Consider the following 22,626-nt stretch of genomic DNA (forward strand, 5'->3'; position numbering starts at 1 on the left):
TAGATTTTTGGCAATGGCATATTGGTTGCAAAATTGCAGCAGTTCGCTGAAGTTGGGATAGTCTCGCTTGAGCAGTTTGATCACAACTGGATACTGGTCTCTTTCTCGGATGGCTCGATAAACTAGGGTTCTGGAACCGCTGTACAGTTGCTCCGTCAGACGGTAGCCGGGAATGGTATTGATTAAACCTACGGTGGCATTCATTATGGACTATCCTCATCTTCAATATTGACTTTTAACAGTTAATCTGGACTTCGATTTGCCAGGTTTAACGGTGATAGCACTTCGACCTCACCCTTTCACCGGCAACAAGATTACAAATTCAGTTCCTTGATGCAGTGCAGAGTTGACCTCCAGCTCCCCCGTATGTTTTTCTACTACAATCTGGCGGGCGATTGCCAATCCCAGTCCCGTTCCTTTACCTACAGATTTGGTTGTAAATAAGTGATCGAAAATGCACTCTTTTACTTCTTGATTCATCCCAATGCCATTGTCAGAAATGCCAATTGTTACCCACTCCTGATTCTTATTTTGTGTGCTACTAATCGTGATGCGATTCGGCTTGGCTTTAATCTCGGCAAAACTGCGTCCCTGGTTCGATGATTCTAACGCATCAATCGCGTTTGCCAAGATATTCATGAACACTTGATTGAGCTGCCCGGGGAAGCACTCAACTGCTGGCAGGTTCCCGTATTGTTTGACAACTTCAATTTCTGGACGGTCATCATTTCCCTTCAAACGGTGTTTGAGAATCAGAATGGTACTATCGATTCCTTCGTGAATATTAAAAGGAACTTTATAATCTCGGTCAGCTCTCGAAAAGGTTCGCAGGCTGGTGCTGATACCGCGAATCCGTTCGACTCCCAGATTCATTGAATCAATTAACTTGGGCAAGTCTTGCTTCACATATTCTAAATCGATTGCTTCTATTTCGGATACAATTTCAGCATCGGGATGGGGTAGCTTTTTCTGATACAGGTCAATCAGCCCAAATAGGTCTTTGATATAATCTTGGGCTGGTTCAAGGTTGCCAGCAATAAAACCTACGGGATTGTTAATTTCGTGAGCCACCCCTGCCACGAGATTGCCGAGAGCAGACATCTTCTCATTTTGTACCAGTTGCAGTTGCATCTGTTTGAGATCGTTGAGATAAAGCTCTAGTTTTTGGGCATATTCCTGGGATTGCTGATACAGTCGGGCGTTCTGTAAGGAAATTGCTGCTTGCGAGCACAGGATGTTGAGGATCGCGACGCGATCGCCCGTGAATACCCCTGTTGCTAAATTATTTTCTAAATACAAAATCCCCATCATTTTGCCTCGCTCGCCGATCGGAGTGCAAAGCAGGCTGTGAGGTTGCTGTTGGATAATGTAGGGGTCAGATGCAAATCTTGGTTGATTGCTAGCATCATCAAAAACTAGGGTTTCTTTTGTACGCTTGACGTAGTTGATCAGGGTTAAAGGAATTACTTCGCTCTCCTCAACCGGAATAGATTGCAGAAGGCAGTCTTGACGGTTTGTGCAGTGGACGTTTATCCTCCAATTTCCCTCTTCCTTCAAAATTAATGCTCCGGTTTGTACTCCGGCATTCTTCACCACCACTTGCATGAGGGTAGTGAGCAATTGCTCTAGTTCTATTTCGCTAGATAGAGCTTGAGAAGCTTTGATAACTGTTGGCAAATCTACTAACCCCCAACTGCTGGTGCTACCGACAAGTGTTCTATTCGTGTTAGATAGGGATGATTCACTATTGCTGGAGGTGTGAATTGTTTCGCTGGGATATTGGCGAGTTCGCTCCTGTTGCAGGATCGGAGCAAGCAATTGGGGATAGCGCTGTTCTAGATGGTCAATCTTTGCTTTTGCTCCCCAACGAGCGTAGGCATAGTAGGCATCGATTAGATAGGGTTGTGCAAGTTTTTCTTTCCCCCATTCTAAGTAAAATTTGGCGGCAAGTTCGTGAGCTAGTGCTTCTTCGTTGATGTACTCGTTTTCTTGGGCGAGGGCGATCGCCTTGTCGTACATCTCGATCGCTTCTATTTTTTGGTTTAAAACCCGATGCCGTTCTGCCTCCACTAGATAGAATTTGTGCAGATGATTCATGGGGGCATGATGTGCCCATTTTTGCATTTTTTCTTGATTTGCTTGTACTCGGTCGAGAAGTTTCTGTTGTTCTAACTCTGGAGTGTTAGAATACACCGCCAACCGCACCAAAGAATCGTAAAAATGGAAAACAGGAACAATCGGCATTCCTATCACTGCATCTAAATAGTTCTCTGCTATAGCGATATTATCAATCGCTTCTGAGTAATTTTCAAACCAATAACAAAGTAAAAGTTTGTTTAAATATATGTATGCAACTCCCGCTTTATCGTTCGCTTGCTGGTAAAATGGCAACTTCATCTGCTCATCGCAGGCTTCACCCTTTAAAAGGCAGTAATTCTCACTTTTTCCCAGCAAATTTAAGATAGTCTGCCAATAAATTTCTATATAATTAAGCGCTGTTTCTTGCTTGATTTTATGAATAGCATCTCTGTTTCTTGCTATCTCTCTTTCAAGAATAGTCAGTTCTTTGCCACTATAGTAAGCTGAACAGGAAGACTGTAATAAATTATAGCCTGCATATTCTAAATCTCCTGCCTCCATGCCGCTAGAGTAAGCTGACACCAAAGGCTCTAAGGTTTCTCTGAGATGCTCTTTGCAATGTCGGATAAATAAATTTACTATGAAGGCTGTCTTGGTTTTGATTTCTTGAGAATTTAACTTTGACACTAGACTTAAAGCCAATTGACCAAACTGATAACCTGAATCAATATCTTCCACAACTCCACAAAGAAGAAAACCATAATTGGCGTAAGCAAAGGGAGAAACAGAAGCATTCCCATATTGGACGGATAATTGTACTTGTTTGCACACCGTCAAAGGCAATAGTGTAGGAGCAGCAATGTATGCAGGAGCAAAGATACTTGATAAAAGTCTCATAGCTGCTAGTTTATAGGGATCGCTCATTTGAGGCAGCTCAATTAAATCCTCAATTCGCGTTCCGCTCAAAATTGACGCGGTTTCCCCTAATGCCTGGCCAATATCAGACGAATTTGGCTCGGAGGGAAACTCTACCCCCAACTGTTTTAAAACTTGTAGTCCCGTATTCAGCGCTTCCTGTAACTTATTTTGCGCCATATAAGCTTGCATCTGTACTTCATATACCTTCACTTTGTCCAGTAGCATTTTGGCGCAGTTTTCCACGACTGATGCTAATTTTTCCATCTGCTCAAAATCACCGCTTAGATATGCCACTTCTGCTGCTTTTGTAGACAGCGCTAATGTTAGTTCGTATTGATTATGCCAACTATTTTCTGTCAGTAATGCCCTACCAACCTTGAAATATTCAACCGCAGCAGAATAGGCCGTAGCAGCTTTGGCTTTCTTTCCAGCAACCAGATTCAACCTTGCTAATTGCTCGCGTTCTGCCTCCTGCGTAATTAGCTCAACTCCCACATTTAAGTGGTTGACAATATCAAAGATTCTTTCTTCTCGATCGGCTTCGGGCGTATTCTGTAATAACAGTTGACCGATTTTTAAGTGAGTCGATCGCTTTTGGTCTTTTGGAATCAGAGAATAGGCAGCTTGTTGGACGCGATCGTGTAAAAACTTATATTTGGGTAATTGGTCATGGGTAATTGGTAATTGGTCAGATTCCTGACCATTACCGATTACCGACTTGCTATTCCCCTCTGCTTGATAAAACTTATAAACTTCGCTAATGGGTAAAATTAGCCCGTCTTGCAGTGCCTTCCATAAAGCGGATGCGGTTTCTACTGGCGAATTTTCATCAACAATTGCTAAGGTCGCCAAATCGAACTGATTGCCAATACAAGCAGCTAACTTTAAAACGGACTGTGTTTTACTTGGTAACTTTCGCAACTGAAGTGCCATGAATTCTACTACATCATCCGTTAGTGCCAAGGTTCGCACTCGGGCAATATCGCACTGCCAATATCGCTCTTCACAATTAAATTTAATTAGCCCATCTTCATGCAAAGATTTGAGGAATTGTGTGCTAAAAAATGGATTGCCTTTAGCTTTCTGATAAACCAGTTCTGTCAAAGGCAGAGCCAACGCTGCAGAACAAGCTAGAGTATCGGCAACTAAACTATTTACGTCGGTTCGAGCGAGGGGAGCTAAGGTAATAGTATTCACCTTTGCTTCAGTTTTTTGAATCTCTGCTAAAGTCAGCATTAATGGATGCGCTGGAAATACTTCGTTATCCCGATAAGCTCCAATTAATAAGAGATAGCGGTACTCCTTAGCAGTCATCAGCAGTTGAATTAATTTTAACGATGCTGAGTCTGCCCATTGCAAGTCGTCCAAGAATATCACTAAAGGATGTTCTTTTGTTGTGAATAATTGCAGGAATTTTCCCAACAACAAATTGAAGCGATTTTGAGCGGCACTGCCAGAAAGTTCTGGGACTGGCGGTTGCGGCCCGATAATACGTTCGAGTTCGGGAATGACTTCAATTATCGCCCCAGCGCTATCGCCCAAAGCTGCCAATATTTTTAACCTGCATTGTTCAACTTTAGCATCCGTTTCCGATAGCAATTGTCCCATTAAATCGCGAAAAGCTTGGACAAATGCACTAAAGGGAAGGGTGCGTTGGAATTGGTCGAATTTGCCTTTAATAAAGTAGCCTCGCTGTCTCACAATTGGTTTGTGAACTTCGTTGACCACAGCGGTTTTGCCAATGCCGGAAAAACCTGCAACGAGCATCATTTCAGTGCTGCCTGCACTCACGCAGTCAAATGCTTCCAGCAGGGAAAATACTTCGCTTTCTCTACCGTATAATTTTTCGGGGATAGTAAAGCGATCGCACAAATCTCGCTCCCCTATTGTAAAATTAGCCAGCGCCCCTGTCTCTTGCCACTCGTGCAAACAAGTTTCCAAATCAAACTTGAGCCCCAGCGCACTTTGATAGCGCTCTTCAGCATTCTTTGCCATCAGTTTGCTAACAATTTCAGACAGCACCAATGGAACGTTCTGGTTGATAATTGAGGCTGCCAGTGGCTGTTTGGCGAGGTGGCAGTGTACCAAATCCATTGGATCGTCTGTTTGGAACGGTAACTTTCCTGTTAGTAATTCGTAGAATGTTACTCCTAGCGAGTAGAAATCTGTGCGGTAATCAATGCCTCGGTTCATTCGCCCAGTTTGTTCGGGAGATATGTAGGGTAAAGTGCCTTCGAGGACGTTGGGATTTTGAATTTCTTGGGTTTCGCGCGGCAGCAGCGAAGCGATGCTGAAGTCAATTAACTTGACTTCTTTGCTGACCGGGTTAATCAGAATGTTGGCGGGTTTGAGGTCTTTATGGATGACTCGGTGGCGATAAAGTCCGTCAAGGGCATTGGCAATTTGAATCGCCACGGGCAGAAATTCGTTAACGGGCAAGCCTTCTAGAGGTTCGTTGCTAGCGGATGCTAAATTAGCCTGGTAGCTACTTAAGGAAATTCCGCCAAAGTCTTCCATCACCAGAGCATAGTGGTTCTGGTACGTTTCCAGGCTGTATGCCTTCACACTTCCGGGGATCTCTAAGTTTTTAGCAATGATGTACTGGTTGCGGAAGTGAACGAGTTCGTTGAAGCGGGGAAAGTCATTTCGCAGCAGTTTGATTGCGACGGGCTGGCCATTTTCCGTGCGAATGCCGCGATAAACTAGAGTTCGATTGCCTGCGTATATTTGCTCGTTAATGTGATATCCTAGGAAAAGTTTTGTGATCTTAGTCATATCTACGTATTCCTACTACTTCTATCCAGCCTAAAGCTTCTTAGAGTTAATATCTAATATTGTCGCTCTATCTGCCATGTTCTTCAGTGTATTACATTTTTCTTAACATATTTTGGAGAGCAAATTATGAAACAGCGATTTGAAAAACCCGACTTAATGTTTTAGGTAAGAGCTGTTGATACTTCAGTTGAGGCTAAGTAGAAAATGGCTCCGCGAACCGTGATTGAACGACAGCAGTGCAGTTCATTGGAGAGGAACTTAAGAAGCTGATTAATAAGCGTGGCATCTTTATGGGATGATTTTTGACACTCTGGGCCCTTAAGTAACTGAGATTCTTGATTCAAAGAGGCGACTTGCTGATACTGGATTTCTCCAGCCTCAGTAGAGGCTATGTATAGACAAGCATTTAGGGTGTTCCCCCAAGTTCGCCTACGCCCTGCGGTATGCATTTTCTCCTGGAGGATATTTCTAGCTGCATGATCGGCACCATCCAAAACACACTGTCCGTAAAGTTCCGTTAACAGCACTCAACTGTTATTCTTTGCCCGAACTTTTAACTAAGATTAATTCGATTGCTTGCGATAAATTGGTAATAACATTAACCTGATAAATATTGAACCATAGATTTCAATATTTTAGAAAGATTGACTCTTAACTGAATTCCCCCGTGTTCCTTGCATCAAGCAGAGTAAAGTCTGGCTCGTTTTCTGCTTGCCGACTTTTTTTATAAAAAATAGAAATGAAATGCCCCAAATGCCAATACACTCAAATCTGTAAAAAGGGCCGCCGTCGAGCTAAACAACATTACCAAGGCAAACTTTGTGGGCGTCAGTCGAATTGAGATTTGAGATTTGAGATTTACTGCACAGATGAATCTGGGAGTTTTAACAAGAGTCTAAAATTTTTACCTCTCCACGACGGCTGTCAGAAAGCAAGTATCCGTTTTTGGGCTATGTCAAAAGGTTGCGCTGGCTCTAGCAGATGCTCCTAAGGTGTCAGAAATCCTTGAAATAGCCTTCATTGATGAGTTAGAAACGTTTGTGGGTAAAAAAATACAAATTAGGGTTATAGACAACTGTCAACCTTTTTCGGCCAGGCATCTTAGGCTGGGTTCTGGGCGATCGCTTACAAGACTTGCGCACAAAGTCTGACTGTAATCGGTGAAATTTTATCAGTTTCTTGATAGAATTGATGTTCGCGGCCCGAGAGTTGACTGCACAATAAGACAAGTTTCACCAGTTGTGAACCGCGCTGCTACATTGCACCTACCGACTGAGCGGGCAGGTGGGTTTTGTGTCTGCAGGCGCTGACGAAAGCAACTCAACAGCGCAGCAAGCAAAATAACGCTAAAGTTACTATCTACCTGTGTTCGCTGCAAGGCTACCCTTGCGAACTCAGGAAAAACACACACAAAAAACTCGTGAAGCGCAGCTATCCCGTAGGGAATCGCCAGCAATGTATCTATTTGCAGGGCGGCGATTTCCCCAAGAATCACTGCTTTTTAACAGCAGGGTATTCTAGGAGACATCTCCGAGAGGATGCGAGCGAGATAATTTAAAATCTGCAAACAGGGTTTCAGTGCTAAGTACAGGCAGCATCGACGTAAATTTTTATCAAATCAGCTTCCAATGTGCTGTTTTAAAGTTTACTAGGCTCCCACCGCTCGGCAGCCTTCTCTCTCCGAGCTATAAAAACGCATCAACCACACAATCACAGAAATAACATTCAATCAACATGGGTAACACGATCGATCCAAACAGAAACGTGCATCAGACTGAGCGAGGAACTCCATTCGCCGGCCAAAGCTGGTTAGTGGAAGAAAGAGATGCCTGCGGTGTGGGGTTTATTGCCAACCAAAGCGGCGAAGCTACGCACTCGATTATTGAGAAAGCGCTCCCAGCTTTAACTTGTCTGGAACACCGCGGCGGTTGCAGCGCCGATCGAGATTCCGGCGACGGTGCGGGTTTGATGACCGCGATTCCTTGGGAATTGCTGGATGCTTGGTTTGCCGAACAGGGAATTGTGCCTCCCGCACGGGAAAACTGCGGCGTGGGAATGCTGTTTCTGTCTCAAGATAAATTTCAAGCGACTATAGCGCGGCAGGTGGTTGAGCAAGTTCTGGCCGATCGCGGGCTGACACTTTTGGGATGGCGCAAAGTTCCCGTTGTACCGTCGGTTTTGGGCGAGCAAGCGCTAGAACATCAACCTCAAATCGAACAAGTAATAGTCAGTTCACCGCACTTAGCCGGAGACGAACTCGACAGACAGCTATTTCTGGCGCGCCGCACCATCGGACACGCCCTGTCAAATCGCCCCAACTTCACCCGCCGAGAATTTTATACTTGCTCTTTCTCTTGCCGCACGATCGTCTATAAAGGCATGGTGCGATCGGCCGTACTGGCAGAATTTTACCCTGACCTGAAAAATCCCGCTTATAAAAGCTCCTTTGCCGTCTATCACCGGCGCTTCAGTACCAACACCATGCCCCGCTGGCACTTAGCCCAGCCGATGCGCTTGCTGGGACACAACGGGGAAATTAACACGCTGTTGGGCAATCTTACCTGGATGACGGCGCGGCAAGCGAATTTAGCTCACCCGAATTGGAGTCAAGCGGACATCGACACGTTCAACCCAATTGTCAAATCCGAAAGCAGCGATTCGGCAAACTTGGACAATGTGATGGAATTGTTGGTACACTCCGGCCGCACCCCCCTAGAATCCCTGACAATTATGGTGCCCGAAGCCTACAAAAATCAGCCGGATTTGGCTCCTTATCCAGAAATTGTCGATTTTTACGAATATTACAGCGGCATTCAAGAACCTTGGGACGGCCCGGCACTGCTGGTGTTCAGCGACGGCAAACAAGTAGGTGCTACACTCGATCGCAACGGTTTGCGCCCTGCCCGCTACTGCATTACTAAAGACGGTTTGGTAATTGTGGCTTCCGAAGCGGGAGTTGTCGATATTCCCGAAGCAGATATTGTCGAAAAAGGTCGTTTGGGGCCCGGACAAATGATTGCAGTTGACCTGCAAACCAACGAAATTCTCAAAAATTGGCAACTCAAACAGCGAATTGCTAAACGGCACCCCTACGGCGAATGGCTGAAACAAAACCGCGAAATCTTGCAGCCGCAGCCTTTTGCGGAAACAGCAACCCTCGACTCGCAAACGCTGTTGGCCACCCAAACTGCTTTCGGCTACACGGCCGAAGATTTGGACATGGTGATCGTCGAGATGGCGAGTTCTGGGAAAGAACCGACTTTCTGCATGGGCGACGACGTTCCCTTAGCTGTGTTGTCAGAAAAGCCTCAGTTGCTGTACAACTATTTCAAACAGCGGTTCGCTCAAGTGACAAATCCGCCGATCGACCCCCTGCGCGAGGGGATGGTGATGTCGCTGACGATGAGTGTGGGTCTGCGGGGCAATTTACTGCAAGCAGTGCCGGAAAATGCCAAGCGGCTGAAAATTGATTCCCCCGTACTCAACGACGCTGAACTGTCTTTCTTGAAAGATCAAAAGTCTTTCCCAGCTACCGAATTGTCAACGCTTTACAAAATTGCTGCCGGGCCTGGAGGTTTGAAAACCGCAGTCGAGCAACTTTGTCAAGAGGCGGCTGCTTCGGTGCGCGAGGGTTCGAGAATTCTGATTTTGAGCGATCGAGCTTTGAAGGAAGAAGGAAGAAGGAAGAAGGAAGAAGGAAGAGGGGAGAAGGAAGAAGGAGATGTATCTTTTGCTGTGGGATTGAGTGCTGAATATACTTATATTCCGCCCTTCCTGGCAGTTGGCGCGGTTCACCACCACTTAATTAGCGTCGGGCTGCGGATGCAAACTTCGCTGGTTGTGGATACCGCGCAATGTTGGAGCACTCACCACTTCGCTTGTTTGCTCGGTTACGGGGCGGTGGCTGTTTGCCCTTACCTGGCCTTGGAAAGCGTGCGCGCCTGGTGGTCTGACACCAAGACTCAAAACTTGATGCAGCACGGCAAAGTTCCCAATATTACGGTGACACAAGCTCAAGCTAGATACCGCACAGCGGTGGAAAACGGCTTGCTGAAGATTATGTCGAAAATGGGGATTTCGCTGTTGTCTAGCTATCAAGGAGGGCAAATCTTTGAGGCGATCGGTATTGGCGGCGATTTGCTCGATTTGGGCTTTAAAGGCACTGTTTCCCGCATCGGCGGTTTGAGTGTGGCGGAACTGGCTAACGAGGTAATGTCTTTCCACAGTCAGGCTTTCCCAGAATTGCACCTCAAAAAGCTGGAAAATTACGGCTTCGTGCAGTACCGGCGGGGTGGTGAATATCACATGAACAGCCCGGAAATGGCGAAGGCTTTGCACAAGGCTGTGACTACTTTTAACGAAGGAAGAAGGAAGAAGGAAGAAGGAAGAAGGGAAGAGGAAGAAGGAAGCAACGGTAAGGGTAATTCAGTCCTTGGCGCGAGCGGGGACGATCGCACTGAGGCAAAAACGGCTTACGATCACTACGAGGTTTACAAGCAACTGCTCGAAAATCGCCCGGTAACGGCTTTGCGGGATTTGCTGGATTTTGTGAGCGATCGCCCTTCCATTGCGATCGAAGATGTAGAATCTGTAGCAGATATTGTCAAGCGGTTTGCCACCGGCGGTATGTCCCTCGGCGCTTTGTCCCCGGAAGCCCACGAAACGCTAGCGATTGCGATGAACCGCATCGGCGGCAAATCCAACTCCGGCGAAGGCGGCGAAGACCCGGTGCGCTACAAAGTGCTAAACGATGTGAGCGCGGCGGGTTTATCACAAACGCTACCTCACTTAAAAGGTTTGCAGAACGGCGATACAGCTTCTTCATCCATCAAACAAGTAGCTTCGGGACGCTTCGGGGTGACTCCTGAGTACCTGATGAACGCCAAACAAATCGAAATTAAAATCGCACAAGGTGCGAAACCGGGTGAAGGCGGTCAATTGCCTGGGGCGAAAGTGAGCGAGTACATTGCTTATTTGCGCCGATCGAAACCGGGTGTGACGCTGATTTCGCCTCCTCCTCACCACGACATTTATTCGATCGAGGATTTGGCGCAGTTGATTTTTGACTTGCATCAAATCAATCCGCAAGCAGGAGTTTCGGTGAAGTTGGTGTCGGAAGTCGGCATCGGGACTGTAGCCGCCGGTGTCGCCAAGGCAAATGCTGATGTGATTCAAATTTCCGGCCACGATGGCGGCACCGGTGCTTCGCCATTGAGTTCGATTAAGCACGCAGGTTCTCCGTGGGAACTCGGATTGACAGAAGTTCACCGGGTGCTGATGGAAAATAAATTGCGCGATCGAGTTTTGCTGCGCGTTGACGGTGGCTTTAAAAGCGGCTGGGACGTGGTTGTAGGCGCTTTGATGGGCGGCGAAGAGTACGGTTTTGGCACGGTGGCAATGATTGCAGAAGGCTGTATTATGGCTCGCGTTTGCCACATGAATACTTGTCCGGTGGGGGTGACAACTCAACAAGAACACTTGCGGAAACGGTTCCCCGGTACACCGGAACACGTGGTTAATTTCTTCTATTTCGTAGCACAAGAAGTGCGGAGTTTGTTGGCGAAATTGGGTTATAAGTCGATCGCAGATATCATCGGTCGCGCGGATTTGCTGACAATGCGCGAGGGGGTGAAACTAACTAAAACCCAAGCAATTAATTTGGATTGTTTGACTAAGTTACCTGATACTAAGAGCGATCGATCTTTCTTGATCCACGGCGACGTACACACCAACGGGCCAGTGTTAGATGATGATTTGCTGGCGGATGCTGAGATTCAAAGTGCGATCGCCAATCACGGCACTGTTAGCAAGAGTGTAAAATTGGTGAATACCGATCGCACTGTGGGAGCACGTTTAGCAGGTGCGATCGCACAGCAACACGGCAACACGGGCTTTAGCGGTCAAATCACCCTCAATTGCACTGGTAGCGCAGGCCAAAGCTTCGGCGCGTTCAATTTGCCGGGGATGACGCTGGTACTGTCAGGCCAAGCCAATGACTATGTTGGTAAAGGAATGCACGGTGGCGAAATCGCGATCGCACCGCCGGCTGGTGCGACTTATGATGCTTCCGAAAATGCGATCGTCGGCAACACTTGTTTGTACGGCGCGACGGGCGGAACTCTGTTGGCTGCGGGTAAAGCTGGCGAACGGTTTGCGGTGCGCAACTCGATGGCGAAAGCTGTGATCGAGGGTGCGGGCGATCACTGCTGCGAGTACATGACTGGCGGCGCGATCGTCGTGTTAGGAAAAGTCGGTCGGAATGTCGGCGCTGGAATGACTGGCGGCTTGGCTTATTTCCTCGATGAAGATGGCAGTTTTCCGGCTCATGTCAACGGGGAGATTGTGAAGATGCAGCGCGTTTGTACGGCGGCTGGGGAGGCGCAATTGAAGGAGTTGATTGAGGCTCAGTGCGATCGAACCGGCAGCAAGAAAGCTGAGAAGATTTTAGCAAATTGGTCGGAATATTTGCCTAAGTTCTGGCAAGTTGTGCCGCCGAGTGAAGCGAATTCGCCGGAGGCTTCGGAACAAAAGATTGCTGTGGAAGTTTAATTTTGTAACTGGTTAAATAGATGAGGGGCAATGCGAATTGCCCCTTTTTTAATCTACTTAAGTTGCAAATTATTAATACAGCAGATTGCAGGTTTATGAGGTACACGGGGCAATCCCATGCCCCATGCCCCATGCCCCATGCCCCACGCCAGACTGTACCTCATATTGCTAAAAACTGCTGTAATTGCTATTTATTACAGCCCGTTCTCGAACCCAACGCTCTAATAATGGCACTTCAAAAACATAACCATTATCTGTTTGCTCAATCACATGATATCGTTTCAATCGCCTGATTGCCGCATCTGTTAAATCTTGTATATAGCCCGGAGCTAAGCCATTTGCTAATTCTAACAGGAATACTTGTCCGGCGATTCTTTCTGCGGGATTATTACCTGTAAATTCTGTCCAGACATTGGTAAAATAAGGTTCGCCGTTAGTGAAAGCTTCAGGAATCGCAGCTTGCAATAAATCCGGTGTTACCAATTGAGTATGATTTAAGTTTGCCTGAGTGACAAGAGCAGAGCCAAGGAGTTGCAGCAGGTAGGGCTGACAGCGAGTCAGTTGAATAATGTGGTCAACAATACCTCGATCGTAACGCAGGGCGAATTCTGGGTCAGGATCAGTTAGTAAACTTTCGGCTTCATCGGGTTCTAGATAAGTCATTTCTAGGGGGACAACGCTGATAAAATAGCTGCTCCAGTTGGGGCCGAGTTCGTCTAGAGTTTGGACGCCAGAGAAGAGAAAAGCTAGGGAATCATAGTGCTGAATCAGGTGGCGGAGTTCGTCAAATAAGTTGATACTTAAGCGTTTTTCCTTGATAGCAGTGCCAATTTTTTCAAATTCATCAAGGTTGAGGAGAAGGCGTCGTTCTCCAAGTCTGGGGATTGCTTGTTCCAGCCAATCTTCTAAGGCAATATAAGGAGTTTCCAGAAATTCTTTGCGTGTGGGAATGATTGGTAATTCGATGCCTTGACAGCGACTATCGCGGTGGATGGCACGAATTAATCCTTGACAAAATGCAGCTTCATCTGTAGTTATAGCGGAACTTTGTAAATCTACGTAAACGGGGAGTAAGTTACTGGGTAAGAGGCGGGGTAAGTTATACAGAAATGAGGTTTTGCCACAGCGTCGGGGGCCGTGTAAAACGAGGGTGGGACGATTGCGATCGAGAATTAAGCGGAATATTTGATCGGCAAAAGTTTGGCGACCTCTGAACAGGTTAGCACGGTCAGATAGCAGTGGATTGCCGTATTGGAATGGGTTAGGTAGTTCATCTTGAGATTGTTTCTGCTGTTCTTGCAACTCTAGCTCGATTACTCGTTGCCACTTTACTAAAACAGGTTGCCACCGTTTTATTGCCTCTGTTGTGAGTCCTAATTCAGGCAGTTGTACCTGCAATTTGAGCATATCAGTGAGGATTGGTTCTAAGGCGCGTTTGCGTATACCAATATTTCCTGCTTTTAAGGCAGCATCCACATCTTTAGCAACTGTTTGCAGGCGTGGCAAGAGTTTATTAATGTCTGTACCATCTTTTCTATCAACTAGCGAAGAACTTCCGAAAGAAATTTTAAAAATTTCTCTAAGAAAATTAATAATAATTCCCCAAATAATAAAAACAAGAATAATTCCAAAAAATATTAGTATTATATGGGGAACTAAAGTTACCACTATACCTGTTATTATGCCAGATAGAACACCTATAAAAGTAAACGTTGCAAATCTCGGCTTACGTAAGGATCGATCTAGTATCATTTCTGGGTAGATTTCTAGAGGGGGTGGTTGATAAAAGGTTGGTGCTAGTAAAGGTAAGAATGGATGTTCGGATGTTGCTATGATGATGATATCCGAAATATTTTCGATCGCAGTTAATTGGTCTGTAATAATTTGAGGTAAAGCCTCTTCAATCGTCATTCTTAAGGCTGGTAGCGGTGATGCTTGCATTTTGTGAAAAGTTACCATTGTTGCTGAGGCATCGGTGCGGAAGGCGGCAGCTAAGATGCGATCGTGATTAACGAGAGGCATCCAAAGCAACTCGGTGGTGTAAGGGGGTAGTAAGTAAAGTAATCGCACAGGATTGCGATCCTCGAAAGGTTGTACTAAAAGGATTGCTAGTACGAAGTTGATTAGTGTGAGGATTAAATAGTCTGGTAGTCGGTAGTAACTCATCAAAGTTACTGGCACTGCTAAAATTGATACCCAGCCCTGATGCTCGAAGCCTAAAGCTGTTAGCGTGACTGCGGTAATTATTGCTAACCAATTTTGCATGATTGGGGAGAGACTGGCAGCAATTAGCCAGCACATTAGCAAAAACAGAGGCAAAGGTAAAATTGCAATCCTTCCGACGACGCCTCCCACAACGCCTCCCACGACACCTCCCACGATGCTTCCCACGATGTTTAGTACGATGTTTCTTACGATCGTCATGATGCTGATGCTTCGCACGAAGCCTGGCATGATGTTTACCAGAATTTTTCTCACAACCATTATCACGACACCCGCCACGACGCCTCCCACGACGCCTCCCACGACGACCGTTGCAAGACCTCCCACGACGCCTCCCACGACGACTGTCGAGAGACCTCCCACAACGCCTCCTGCGACAGCCGCCACGATTCTTCCCATGATGCTTCCCAGGACAAATAACATCCTGGAGTAGTTGCTTTCGACTTCATAGGTCGTTAGGGTATCAACCCCTATCAACAGTAATAAGCCGATCAATGCAGTGGCTGCCAGAGCAAAATACCAATTCTGTGTCGCCAACCAACTTCCTAACAATGTACTTAATGTTCCGCCGACCGCGAGGACATTGCGAGCTAAAAGAAGGCGCTTTCTCTTTAGCAGCCACACACCAAAGCACGCGGTAATAATTAAAGCCAATATGCCGAAAAATAGACCCCTTGCTAGTTGGGAAAATGGAGGTAAAATACCCCTTACCTGATCCAGTACAATTAGAGAAAGTTGAGAATTTATCAGATAAACAAAATCAACGAGTAGTAGTATATGCAAACCCATTGGTAAGCACAAGAAGCCAATGCTATAAGCAGTCGCAATCGCTCCAAACAGCAACAGTAAATCTAGGGCTTGACCATGCAATGCAATTCTCCACATCAGCGGTAAACTAAACAAAAATATCAGCAGTAAAAACTGACCAATAAAGCGATTATTTCCCAACAGTAAAATATCCCAGGAATGTGTATCCGATCGCAATCCCTCCTTTTCCTCAGCAGGAGCCCACTCATTCATGCGCTGCTGAAGCCTTGAAGGACAAAACATTGCCCAGTACCACAACTCCCAAGCCTCCCGGAGAAACCTCTTCATCGCTGATTCCTCACAAACTCTGCAAAAGCACTGCTAAATAATCCACCATTCGATCGCAACAAACCGTGACGCCTGAGGCTATCAACTACAGCATCCGATTGAGTTAAAATCTTACCACCAGCATTTTTCATAATTTGACGTTCCGATGCAGTCAAATCAGCCCAAAGTTCTTCAAAGCGGGGAGTTGCTTGGTGAATAAACTTAGTCCGTGCTTGTTCGTAATCCCCGTACTGCCAAAACATTGATGCTGCCATTTTAACATAAAAAGGCAAACCGCCAGCAAGTCCATCAATCCAGTCGATTAACTGATCGGGTACAACATCCATTTCACCGCTTTGGATAAACCCATCTTTGACTAAATCATGCCAAGATTCCTCCTCCAATGCACCCAAAAATTCCGCACTAAAAATATTGGGAAAACTCGATGTAGGAAAACGAGTTTTCCAGTCTTCGCTTAAGGGACGCTTACTGGCAATTACCATAGCCAACATCCCCGCAGAAGCTTTGGCACGCCAATCTTCTCCCCACTCCTGAAATAGTTCTAAATGTCGGATAATTCCTTCAAACTCATCTAGGATCACAATCAAGCGATAACCCCGATCCCGCAACGAGATAAAACCATCTTCCACCTCAAAAGGATCGTCATTAACATCCTGCCTCCAAGGTTCAGTTCCTGTTTGTTTGAAAATCTCCCGCCGCAGTCCCTCAATGATGCCTTTTGGGGTGTGAAATTTGGGAGATTGTAAATCTAAAGTCACAATTAATGGTTTTTGTTGAGGTTGAAAAAATTTCTCGGTACGTTCTCTAATCAACCGCAAGAGGGAAGTTTTGCCATTGCGTCGCATTCCTACTATATTGATGCTCTGAGCACTAATAGCACCAATTCGGTTTTTTACCTCTAAAATAGCTTGTTTCCGTCCATAAAAGCGTTCTGGCGAGACTGGCGTGCCGTAGTCAAAGGGATTGATATCTGTTTTTTGTGAATTATTTTGATGAAACCGCTGATTGAGTTCTGCTAGTTCAGGAAATTGGGCAAAAATTATACTTACAGGTACGGCTCGCCCTCCTAAATCCGTGTTAGTATTGCGAGAAAGGTTCAGAATTCCACAAACTTTCCCGGTGCGCTGATTGAGTAATGGTGAACCACTGGCTCCAAAGTTTGCCTGTCCTCCTTTCAATTTGTACAAGGGCGAATTGTTTTTAAAGCTTTCACCTTCATACTTAAAGGTAGCAGAATCACCCTCGGGATAATCCTGGGGATAGCCATAGCTAAATAAATCGTCGTTCAGTTGAGGATATAAGGATTCAAAATTGATGCAAGGATGATTTAGATCTGGCGTATTTAACTTTAATATTGCTAAATCTAGATGATCTTCGAGTAGGATTTTTTTAAGACTAGCAATGTATTGCTGGTTTTGGGATGGCCAGAATACATGGATTGTTTCAGAATTAGCTGATGCAACGACATGGGCGCAGGTGAGAATTAGTTGTGGGGCAACAAAAAAACCAGTTCCATGACCGCCTGCAACGCTGACTCGCAGGGTGCATTGTTGCAATAGTTTAGTGATATCTGTCATATTTCGGTGTTAGCGATTAGTCACTCTATGCAGTTGAGATATCAGGACAGGGCAGTGCCGTTTCCCTACAATTAATCGGGTGATAGTTACATCTCTCGCTAGTGCGATGGCTGTGAAGCCTCGCCCGTGCTACGATTTTTTTTGGGTAGGGAAACGGCATTGCCGTGTCCTCCGTTGCTTGGAATTACTTGCTCCACTCTAAAGTAATTTCTAGGTTTGCTTTGCTAGAACCTTTTACAATTAATGTTGTAATTTGTCCAGATTCAATGGCAATATCTAAGCCAAATTTAATCGTGGCTTTATCTGGATTGACTTCTTCCAAAACTCCTGATAGTTCTTTCGCAATTGCCTTGATAGCATCTGTTGCTTCTTTGAAAGGTCGTTTCATAAAGGCGATTTTCTGTTCACCACTTAAACTTGCTTCGACTCTGACAATTGTGCCGTCAGAGAGTTCTAGGGGAATAGTTGTTGTTTGTTCCATGCTTTTGCCTGCTTTGCTGTTGATTTTAGATAAATTATTCTCTAGGATAAGCTTTTTTTCCTAAAATTGCTACTAAGATTGCACTTCGGGACGGGCAAGATGCCCATCCCACAAGAGTTAAATTTAGTCCTGGAGGCAGGGGTGCTCAGAAACCGGGTTTTTGCAAAAATACTTCGTTACACTATGGATATACGATCGTTGTGACGAATTCTCGGCAACAGCAAGTCACCTCAATCTACTCCGTCACCCAAGGCCGGCGGTGTTACGCAATGCAAGAAAAATACGGCTGGCGACTGCTACGAATCAAACCGACAAAAGACTCAATCCTCAAATACTCCTGCATATTGGAATGTGAAACCAGTTTTCCCAACTACATGGATGAAGACGAGGAGGATTAACAAAGAAGTCTTGACAAACTGTTCGACATAAAATTTATAATGATCGATTAAAATGTATTCTCGAAACTCAGGAATCGATCGATAATAATCAAACTTATCCCCTCAAGCGTAATTTTTCGTACTTTTTGACACAAAGTCAACAATCATCAAAGGATTAATTATTGTATCTGTGCGATCGTCTAAAAGCACAGGTTCGCCTTGAATTACCATCACATCTGGATAAGTATACAGATGATAGCGCGGTATCGACAACCGTAAGTCACCGATAAAAACCTTATAGTTTTGCTCCTTCAGAGCAAATTTTAAATGAGCCTAAAAATTGCCCGCAATATCATTATGATTTGGAGTACCACCAGTCATAATAACTATCTCGCCATCAATATATTCACTTTTGGACTGGGCCACTTCCTCTAGTGCAAAATATTCCTCTGGCGAGTAGAGTTTTTGAGTTTGGGTTAACTTAGTTAATATCCTCACCAGCCGTTCATTTTATTTTAATTAAAAGTACACCAATTTTATCAAATTTGCATCGGGTCAGGGTGCGATCGCACTGCTATCAAATCAGTTATACTCAAAGGTCGATCGCACCCTGACCCCTCAAAAAAGCGTGTGAAGCGCAGCTATCGGGTTCTTAATCGCTGGCTCAAGAGTCAAAAACGCCCCCTCTAAAGATGAGCTTGCTCTCATTTACTTTGCATATTGTAATTATTAATAAAAGCTATCATTTTTTCTCAGTAGCTTTCCGCTGCTCCCTCCGGGTTTTACAGCAAAAGTTAAATACGCCTGAGCTTATCTGCACTGAGCGAAAAGTTTTGTTACAATAGGTAAGCTGTTACAAATCGTAACTTATGCTGGTTTCTATTTTAATAATTGACGTTGCCCTCGTTGCCTGGTCTTTGCACTTAATGCAAGAGGCGATCACGCAACGGGAATTTTCACTAATGCTAGCCGGCACCCTAGTTGCTGTCTCAGCCGCGGCCCTGGTAGTCGTCTACTTCCTCATGGGGTCTTGTTTGAGCCATTTGACCGAAATATCCCAACACACTTACTAAATCATAGTAGGGATTGACCATTGTCCAGAAGCGATGAGATTTTTGGGAAAAAAAAGCCGAAAGCCTTGCCAATCCAGGGTTCAAAACTAATTTGCCCAAAAAGCTTGACAAATATTGGTCAGTTAAGGTATGATTGATAACGCGAAAACAAAGGGGAATTAGCTCAGTTGGTAGAGCACTACAATGGCATTGTAGGGGTCAGCGGTTCGAGCCCGCTATTCTCCATAAACAAAACCAGTTCAGAGAGCGGGTTTTGTCGTTTCTCCATCAAAACTGTTATACTTGACATTCTCATTAAAGGCGACAGCAGCAGACAACACCAGACATTTTTTACGATAAATTTACGATAAATTTTCGATATGCCAAAAGGTTCAGTAAATATTGAAGTTTTCAAAGAGCGTCTACGACTTGCCTGGTCATGGCAGGGTAAACGCTTTTCGTTATACATGGGTTTATCGGACACAACCATTAATCAGAAAGTTGCTTCCATATCAAGCTCAACAAATTGAGCTTGATATAGCTACCAACAGCTTTGATCCATCTCTGAGCAAGTACAAGCCTCAGAAATATGAATCCATTTCTGTTTCTCAGCTTTTTGACCAATTTGTTGAATACAAGCGCCATACCATCTCGATCGGTGGCTTAAATAAATATCTGGCGTTACAAAAACAAGTTTCTCGGTTTTTCAGAAGCAAAACAGCGATTTCTGTTTCTGAAAGTGTGGCACAAAAATTTAAGGAATTTTTGGCACAGAAACTTGAACCCGTTACGGTACGCGAACGGATCGTTTTAATCAACGCTTGTTGGGAATGGGCTCAAAAAAAGAAGCTGGTTGTCGAAAATCCTTGGGCTGATGTTAAGGTTTCGGTTCCGCCCAAACAGCGCCCGGAACCGTTCACACTGACAGAAATCAGTGCGATCGTACAGAAATTTCGGGCGTTGCTTAATCAGGGTATGAAAAAAATAAGTTTAAAATCCAGAAGCTTTGTGGATACTGGTTTCTATGACTGGCATATTTAGCCTTTCCTACCCTAAATCAGCAACGCCAAATTTCGTTCTGACCCATATCTGAAACACTACGCGGACTATGTGGAGTTTAAGTTCGGTGTCGGTCTTCGCACCGGAGAAGCAGCAGCATTGCGATGGCAACACTGTTCATCAAACTGCACCGCATCTGGATCGGAGAAAGTTTGAGTAATGGCGCTCGTAATGGCACGAAGACCAACAAAGCGCGCACGGTGCCGCTAACACTTCCGCTTCAACAGCTATTGCTAAATCGACGACCAACTAAGGGAAGTCCCGACGATTTAATTTTCACCAGCACAAACTGCTGTGCGATCGACTCCAAGAATTTCTGTAACCGCTACTGGAAACCAGCGCTTGCTGAATGAGGGATTGATTATCGCCGACCTTATACCACCCGACACACTTTGATTTCGCATGGTTTGGAATCTGGTATGAATCCGGTAGCCGTGGCATCGCTCACGGGCCACAATGTCCGCACTTTGTACGAAAATTATGCCGGACTCGTCAACCCAGCACCGCTACCCGACTTGCTCCCCGTATTGAACCCTGTTTCCGACCCGGTTTTAAAGGCTGATTGTCCGGTCGATCATTCAGATACCTCTCCATAAATTTTTGATGATCGGGTGATTGATATCCAGGGTAAGAGCATCTCAATCAGGCTTGACACCAGCACTTGAGAATCTGCATCATATAGTCATCATTCATCCCCGCTCGTTTCTTTTTTTGTAGCACACTACGCTCCTTGAGTGGTTTCTTGATTGATGGCATTAAGCGCCATTCGTCTTAGAAGAGCGAAGTTTTGAGGGCTGTTTAACGACCGAATGCGGCATTGGTCTTCATTAAAGGTGACATCTAAAGTCCAATGAACTTGGTTTTCAATCCCCCAATGTTGACGAATTGCACGACCATTAAGCTGAGCATCCACTGGTAAAGAACGTAGGTAAAACTGTACCTCTTGAGTCGTTTTGTTCCAAAGATGACGGACTCGTTCTACAAAAACACTCGTCTGAATATCACTCCATTGTTCTTGTTTATAAAGCCCTCCTAATCTCGCCACGCACACCGCCAAAACTTTTCTAATTTCGACGCGATGATGGGGAGCATCTCATATTTGTAAAAACACTTCTTCTTCCTCTTTCCTTCTTCCTCTTTCCTTATTCCTCTTTCCTTATTCCTCTTTCCTTATTCCTCTTTCCTCCTGGCTCCTGGCTCCTGGCTCCCAACTCCAATTTCTAGCTTGGCTGCAAAAGTGAGATGCTCCCGATCATCCGATGATCGATGATGTCCCTTTTCCGTTAGAGAATCCTGACTCACTTCAATAGCCTCAAACTGTTGAGATTTCGCCATCTCAAACCAGGTTTTAACTTGATTATAAAGAGTTGGATGATTACTTTTTAAGGTGACTACATAATCGGCTTTTTTTGGGAGCGCATCACTTTTGCGATAAATATAAATACTCAGATGTCCCGCAATAACTGTTTTAGCTATCATCAGTAAAATAGGCGATAATTATCATGTCTTCCCACTTGAGATAGAATCATGACACCCGCACAACAACAGGCAATTAAAACATATGTAGATGCTATTTCTGCCATCCTTTATGCTGATTGTAATCCTGAATCGTTGCAGACATTAGAAGATATTGAGGTCGCAATCAGAGAGCAATTTTTGGCTCATGTGACACCGCATATCGGATTTTTTTTATTTTAGAAGCTAGCGGTACAAAAGCAGGAACAATAAAGACCTTAAAAAGTACTCCTTGTGATTTAAGTATTACCCAGAAGCAAGCAGATCAACTAGGCTGTTGTAGCGGTAGTAGGTTGAGTCCACATTTAAAAAACTGTTGCTTAAGACTTAGTGCCAATGTTGCTTATAAGCATGCAGCCCAAGATATTAAGTATATAACGGGGGTGACTGTTCCGTCTAAAACACAACAAAGATTAGTACATTATCAAGATTTCGACCAGCCCATAGCAACAGAAGATATTTCGGAGCTAAGCGCAGATGGTGGAAAAGTAGGACTGAGCGCACCTTTCATGAGAAAAATCTGAATGGAAAGACTATAAAGCAATTGTGTCGGAAGCTGGTATAGTGGCTAGTTTCAATCAAAATGATACGATCGTTGATTGGGCAAATAAACAACCGCTAGCAAAACCTGTAACTTGCGCTTGTGATGGGCATGATGGAGTGTGGAATATATTTAAGGAAATCAGTTGTGAACAGGAGAGAAGAGAAATTCTCGATTGGTACCATCGAACATGAAAATCTTCAGAAAGTAGGCGGTTCAATTAAGCGACTCAAGCAAGCAGAAGCATACTTGTGGAAAGGGAATGTAGAGAGTGAGGCAGCTCTATTTACAAAGCCTGGGGGGGTAACAACCAGGCTGAAACAAAGAGGGAGTAAGGATTGAGCCAATCCGCTGCTCAAAAAAGATAGGCAGCAAAATTGTTATA

At 45.0% G+C, this 22,626-nt stretch carries 14 protein-coding genes, 1 tRNA gene and 4 pseudogenes; 10 read left to right on the forward strand and 9 right to left on the reverse strand.

What is annotated here, in order from left to right; genetic code table 11:
* A pseudogene (locus tag E5S67_RS25520) lies at positions 1-204 on the reverse strand (hypothetical protein); the annotation flags it as partial.
* Positions 205-291: 87 nt separating this feature from the next.
* On the reverse strand, positions 292-5,772 hold the full coding sequence (locus E5S67_RS25525) for a trifunctional serine/threonine-protein kinase/ATP-binding protein/sensor histidine kinase (protein WP_172191290.1): 5,481 nt from the start codon (positions 5,770-5,772) through the stop codon (positions 292-294).
* Between the two features lie 998 nt (positions 5,773-6,770).
* Between E5S67_RS25525 and E5S67_RS34880 the strand changes: the two are divergent.
* Positions 6,771-6,897 (forward strand): annotated as a pseudogene (locus E5S67_RS34880) (IS1 family transposase); the annotation flags it as partial.
* 609 nt (positions 6,898-7,506) lie between these two features.
* Positions 7,507-12,321, forward strand: coding sequence for a glutamate synthase-related protein (locus tag E5S67_RS25530; RefSeq protein WP_172191292.1), 4,815 nt, complete (start codon positions 7,507-7,509; stop codon positions 12,319-12,321).
* A gap of 168 nt (positions 12,322-12,489) precedes the next feature.
* On the opposite strand, the gene E5S67_RS32700 is transcribed toward E5S67_RS25530, so the two are convergent.
* The 3 genes from E5S67_RS32700 to E5S67_RS25550 form a co-directional block, all read right to left on the reverse strand.
* On the reverse strand, positions 12,490-15,639 hold the full coding sequence (locus E5S67_RS32700; RefSeq protein WP_216670712.1) for an ATP-binding protein: 3,150 nt from the start codon (positions 15,637-15,639) through the stop codon (positions 12,490-12,492).
* Positions 15,636-17,216 (reverse strand): S1 family peptidase, encoded by a 1,581-nt coding sequence (locus E5S67_RS25545; RefSeq protein ID WP_172191294.1) that lies wholly within the window; start codon positions 17,214-17,216, stop codon positions 15,636-15,638. The genes E5S67_RS32700 and E5S67_RS25545 overlap by 4 nt, the downstream gene beginning before the upstream one ends.
* A gap of 184 nt (positions 17,217-17,400) precedes the next feature.
* The gene (locus E5S67_RS25550; RefSeq protein ID WP_172191296.1) at positions 17,401-17,697 is read right to left on the reverse strand and encodes a CU044_2847 family protein; all 297 of its coding nucleotides are present in this window, start codon (positions 17,695-17,697) and stop codon (positions 17,401-17,403) included.
* Positions 17,698-17,897: 200 nt separating this feature from the next.
* Between E5S67_RS25550 and E5S67_RS25555 the strand changes: the two genes are divergently transcribed.
* Entirely contained in the window at positions 17,898-18,095 is a 198-nt protein-coding gene (locus E5S67_RS25555; protein WP_172191286.1) for a hypothetical protein, read from the forward strand.
* A gap of 102 nt (positions 18,096-18,197) precedes the next feature.
* Here E5S67_RS25555 and E5S67_RS25560 read toward each other — a convergent pair.
* A pseudogene (locus tag E5S67_RS25560) lies at positions 18,198-18,572 on the reverse strand (Uma2 family endonuclease).
* 371 nt (positions 18,573-18,943) lie between these two features.
* Between E5S67_RS25560 and E5S67_RS33665 the strand changes: the two are divergent.
* A complete protein-coding gene (locus E5S67_RS33665) occupies positions 18,944-19,147 on the forward strand; it encodes a hypothetical protein (protein ID WP_172191298.1) in 204 nt (67 codons plus the stop codon).
* On the opposite strand, the gene E5S67_RS32705 is transcribed toward E5S67_RS33665, so the two are convergent.
* A complete protein-coding gene (locus tag E5S67_RS32705) occupies positions 19,064-19,246 on the reverse strand; it encodes a hypothetical protein (RefSeq protein ID WP_216670713.1) in 183 nt (60 codons plus the stop codon). The two genes, E5S67_RS33665 and E5S67_RS32705, sit on opposite strands and share 84 nt — an antisense overlap.
* Positions 19,247-19,299: 53 nt before the next feature.
* Between E5S67_RS32705 and E5S67_RS25570 the strand changes: the two genes are divergently transcribed.
* The 4 genes from E5S67_RS25570 (at position 19,300) to E5S67_RS25590 (ending at position 20,781) form a co-directional block, all read left to right on the forward strand.
* Positions 19,300-19,372 (forward strand) — tRNA-Ala (locus tag E5S67_RS25570).
* A gap of 156 nt (positions 19,373-19,528) precedes the next feature.
* Positions 19,529-20,167 carry a phage integrase SAM-like domain-containing protein gene (locus tag E5S67_RS25580; RefSeq protein ID WP_246276985.1) on the forward strand — a complete coding sequence of 213 codons (639 nt, stop codon included), beginning with the start codon at positions 19,529-19,531 and terminating at the stop codon, positions 20,165-20,167.
* A 122-nt stretch (positions 20,168-20,289) separates the two neighbouring features.
* On the forward strand, positions 20,290-20,538 hold the full coding sequence (locus E5S67_RS25585; RefSeq protein WP_172191304.1) for a hypothetical protein: 249 nt from the start codon (positions 20,290-20,292) through the stop codon (positions 20,536-20,538).
* 66 nt (positions 20,539-20,604) lie between these two features.
* Positions 20,605-20,781 (forward strand): hypothetical protein, encoded by a 177-nt coding sequence (locus tag E5S67_RS25590; RefSeq protein WP_172191306.1) that lies wholly within the window; start codon positions 20,605-20,607, stop codon positions 20,779-20,781.
* Positions 20,782-20,827: 46 nt separating this feature from the next.
* Here E5S67_RS25590 and E5S67_RS25595 read toward each other — a convergent pair.
* Together E5S67_RS25595 and E5S67_RS25600 are read right to left on the reverse strand one after the other, a co-directional pair.
* A pseudogene (locus E5S67_RS25595) lies at positions 20,828-21,269 on the reverse strand (ISAs1 family transposase); the annotation flags it as partial.
* Positions 21,270-21,355: 86 nt separating this feature from the next.
* The gene (locus tag E5S67_RS25600; protein ID WP_172191310.1) at positions 21,356-21,664 is read right to left on the reverse strand and encodes a hypothetical protein; all 309 of its coding nucleotides are present in this window, start codon (positions 21,662-21,664) and stop codon (positions 21,356-21,358) included.
* A gap of 48 nt (positions 21,665-21,712) precedes the next feature.
* Here E5S67_RS25600 and E5S67_RS25605 point away from each other — a divergent pair, with 48 nt between their 5' ends.
* Both E5S67_RS25605 and E5S67_RS32710 read left to right on the forward strand, forming a co-directional pair.
* The gene (locus tag E5S67_RS25605) at positions 21,713-21,883 is read left to right on the forward strand and encodes a hypothetical protein (RefSeq protein WP_172191312.1); all 171 of its coding nucleotides are present in this window, start codon (positions 21,713-21,715) and stop codon (positions 21,881-21,883) included.
* A 505-nt stretch (positions 21,884-22,388) separates the two neighbouring features.
* Complete coding sequence (locus E5S67_RS32710) at positions 22,389-22,583, forward strand: hypothetical protein (protein WP_216670714.1); 195 nt, start codon at positions 22,389-22,391, stop codon at positions 22,581-22,583.
* The last annotated feature ends 43 nt before the right edge of the window (positions 22,584-22,626 follow it).

Source organism: Microcoleus asticus IPMA8, assembly GCF_013179805.1.
Classification (GTDB): Bacteria; Cyanobacteriota; Cyanobacteriia; order Cyanobacteriales; family Microcoleaceae; genus Microcoleus; species Microcoleus asticus.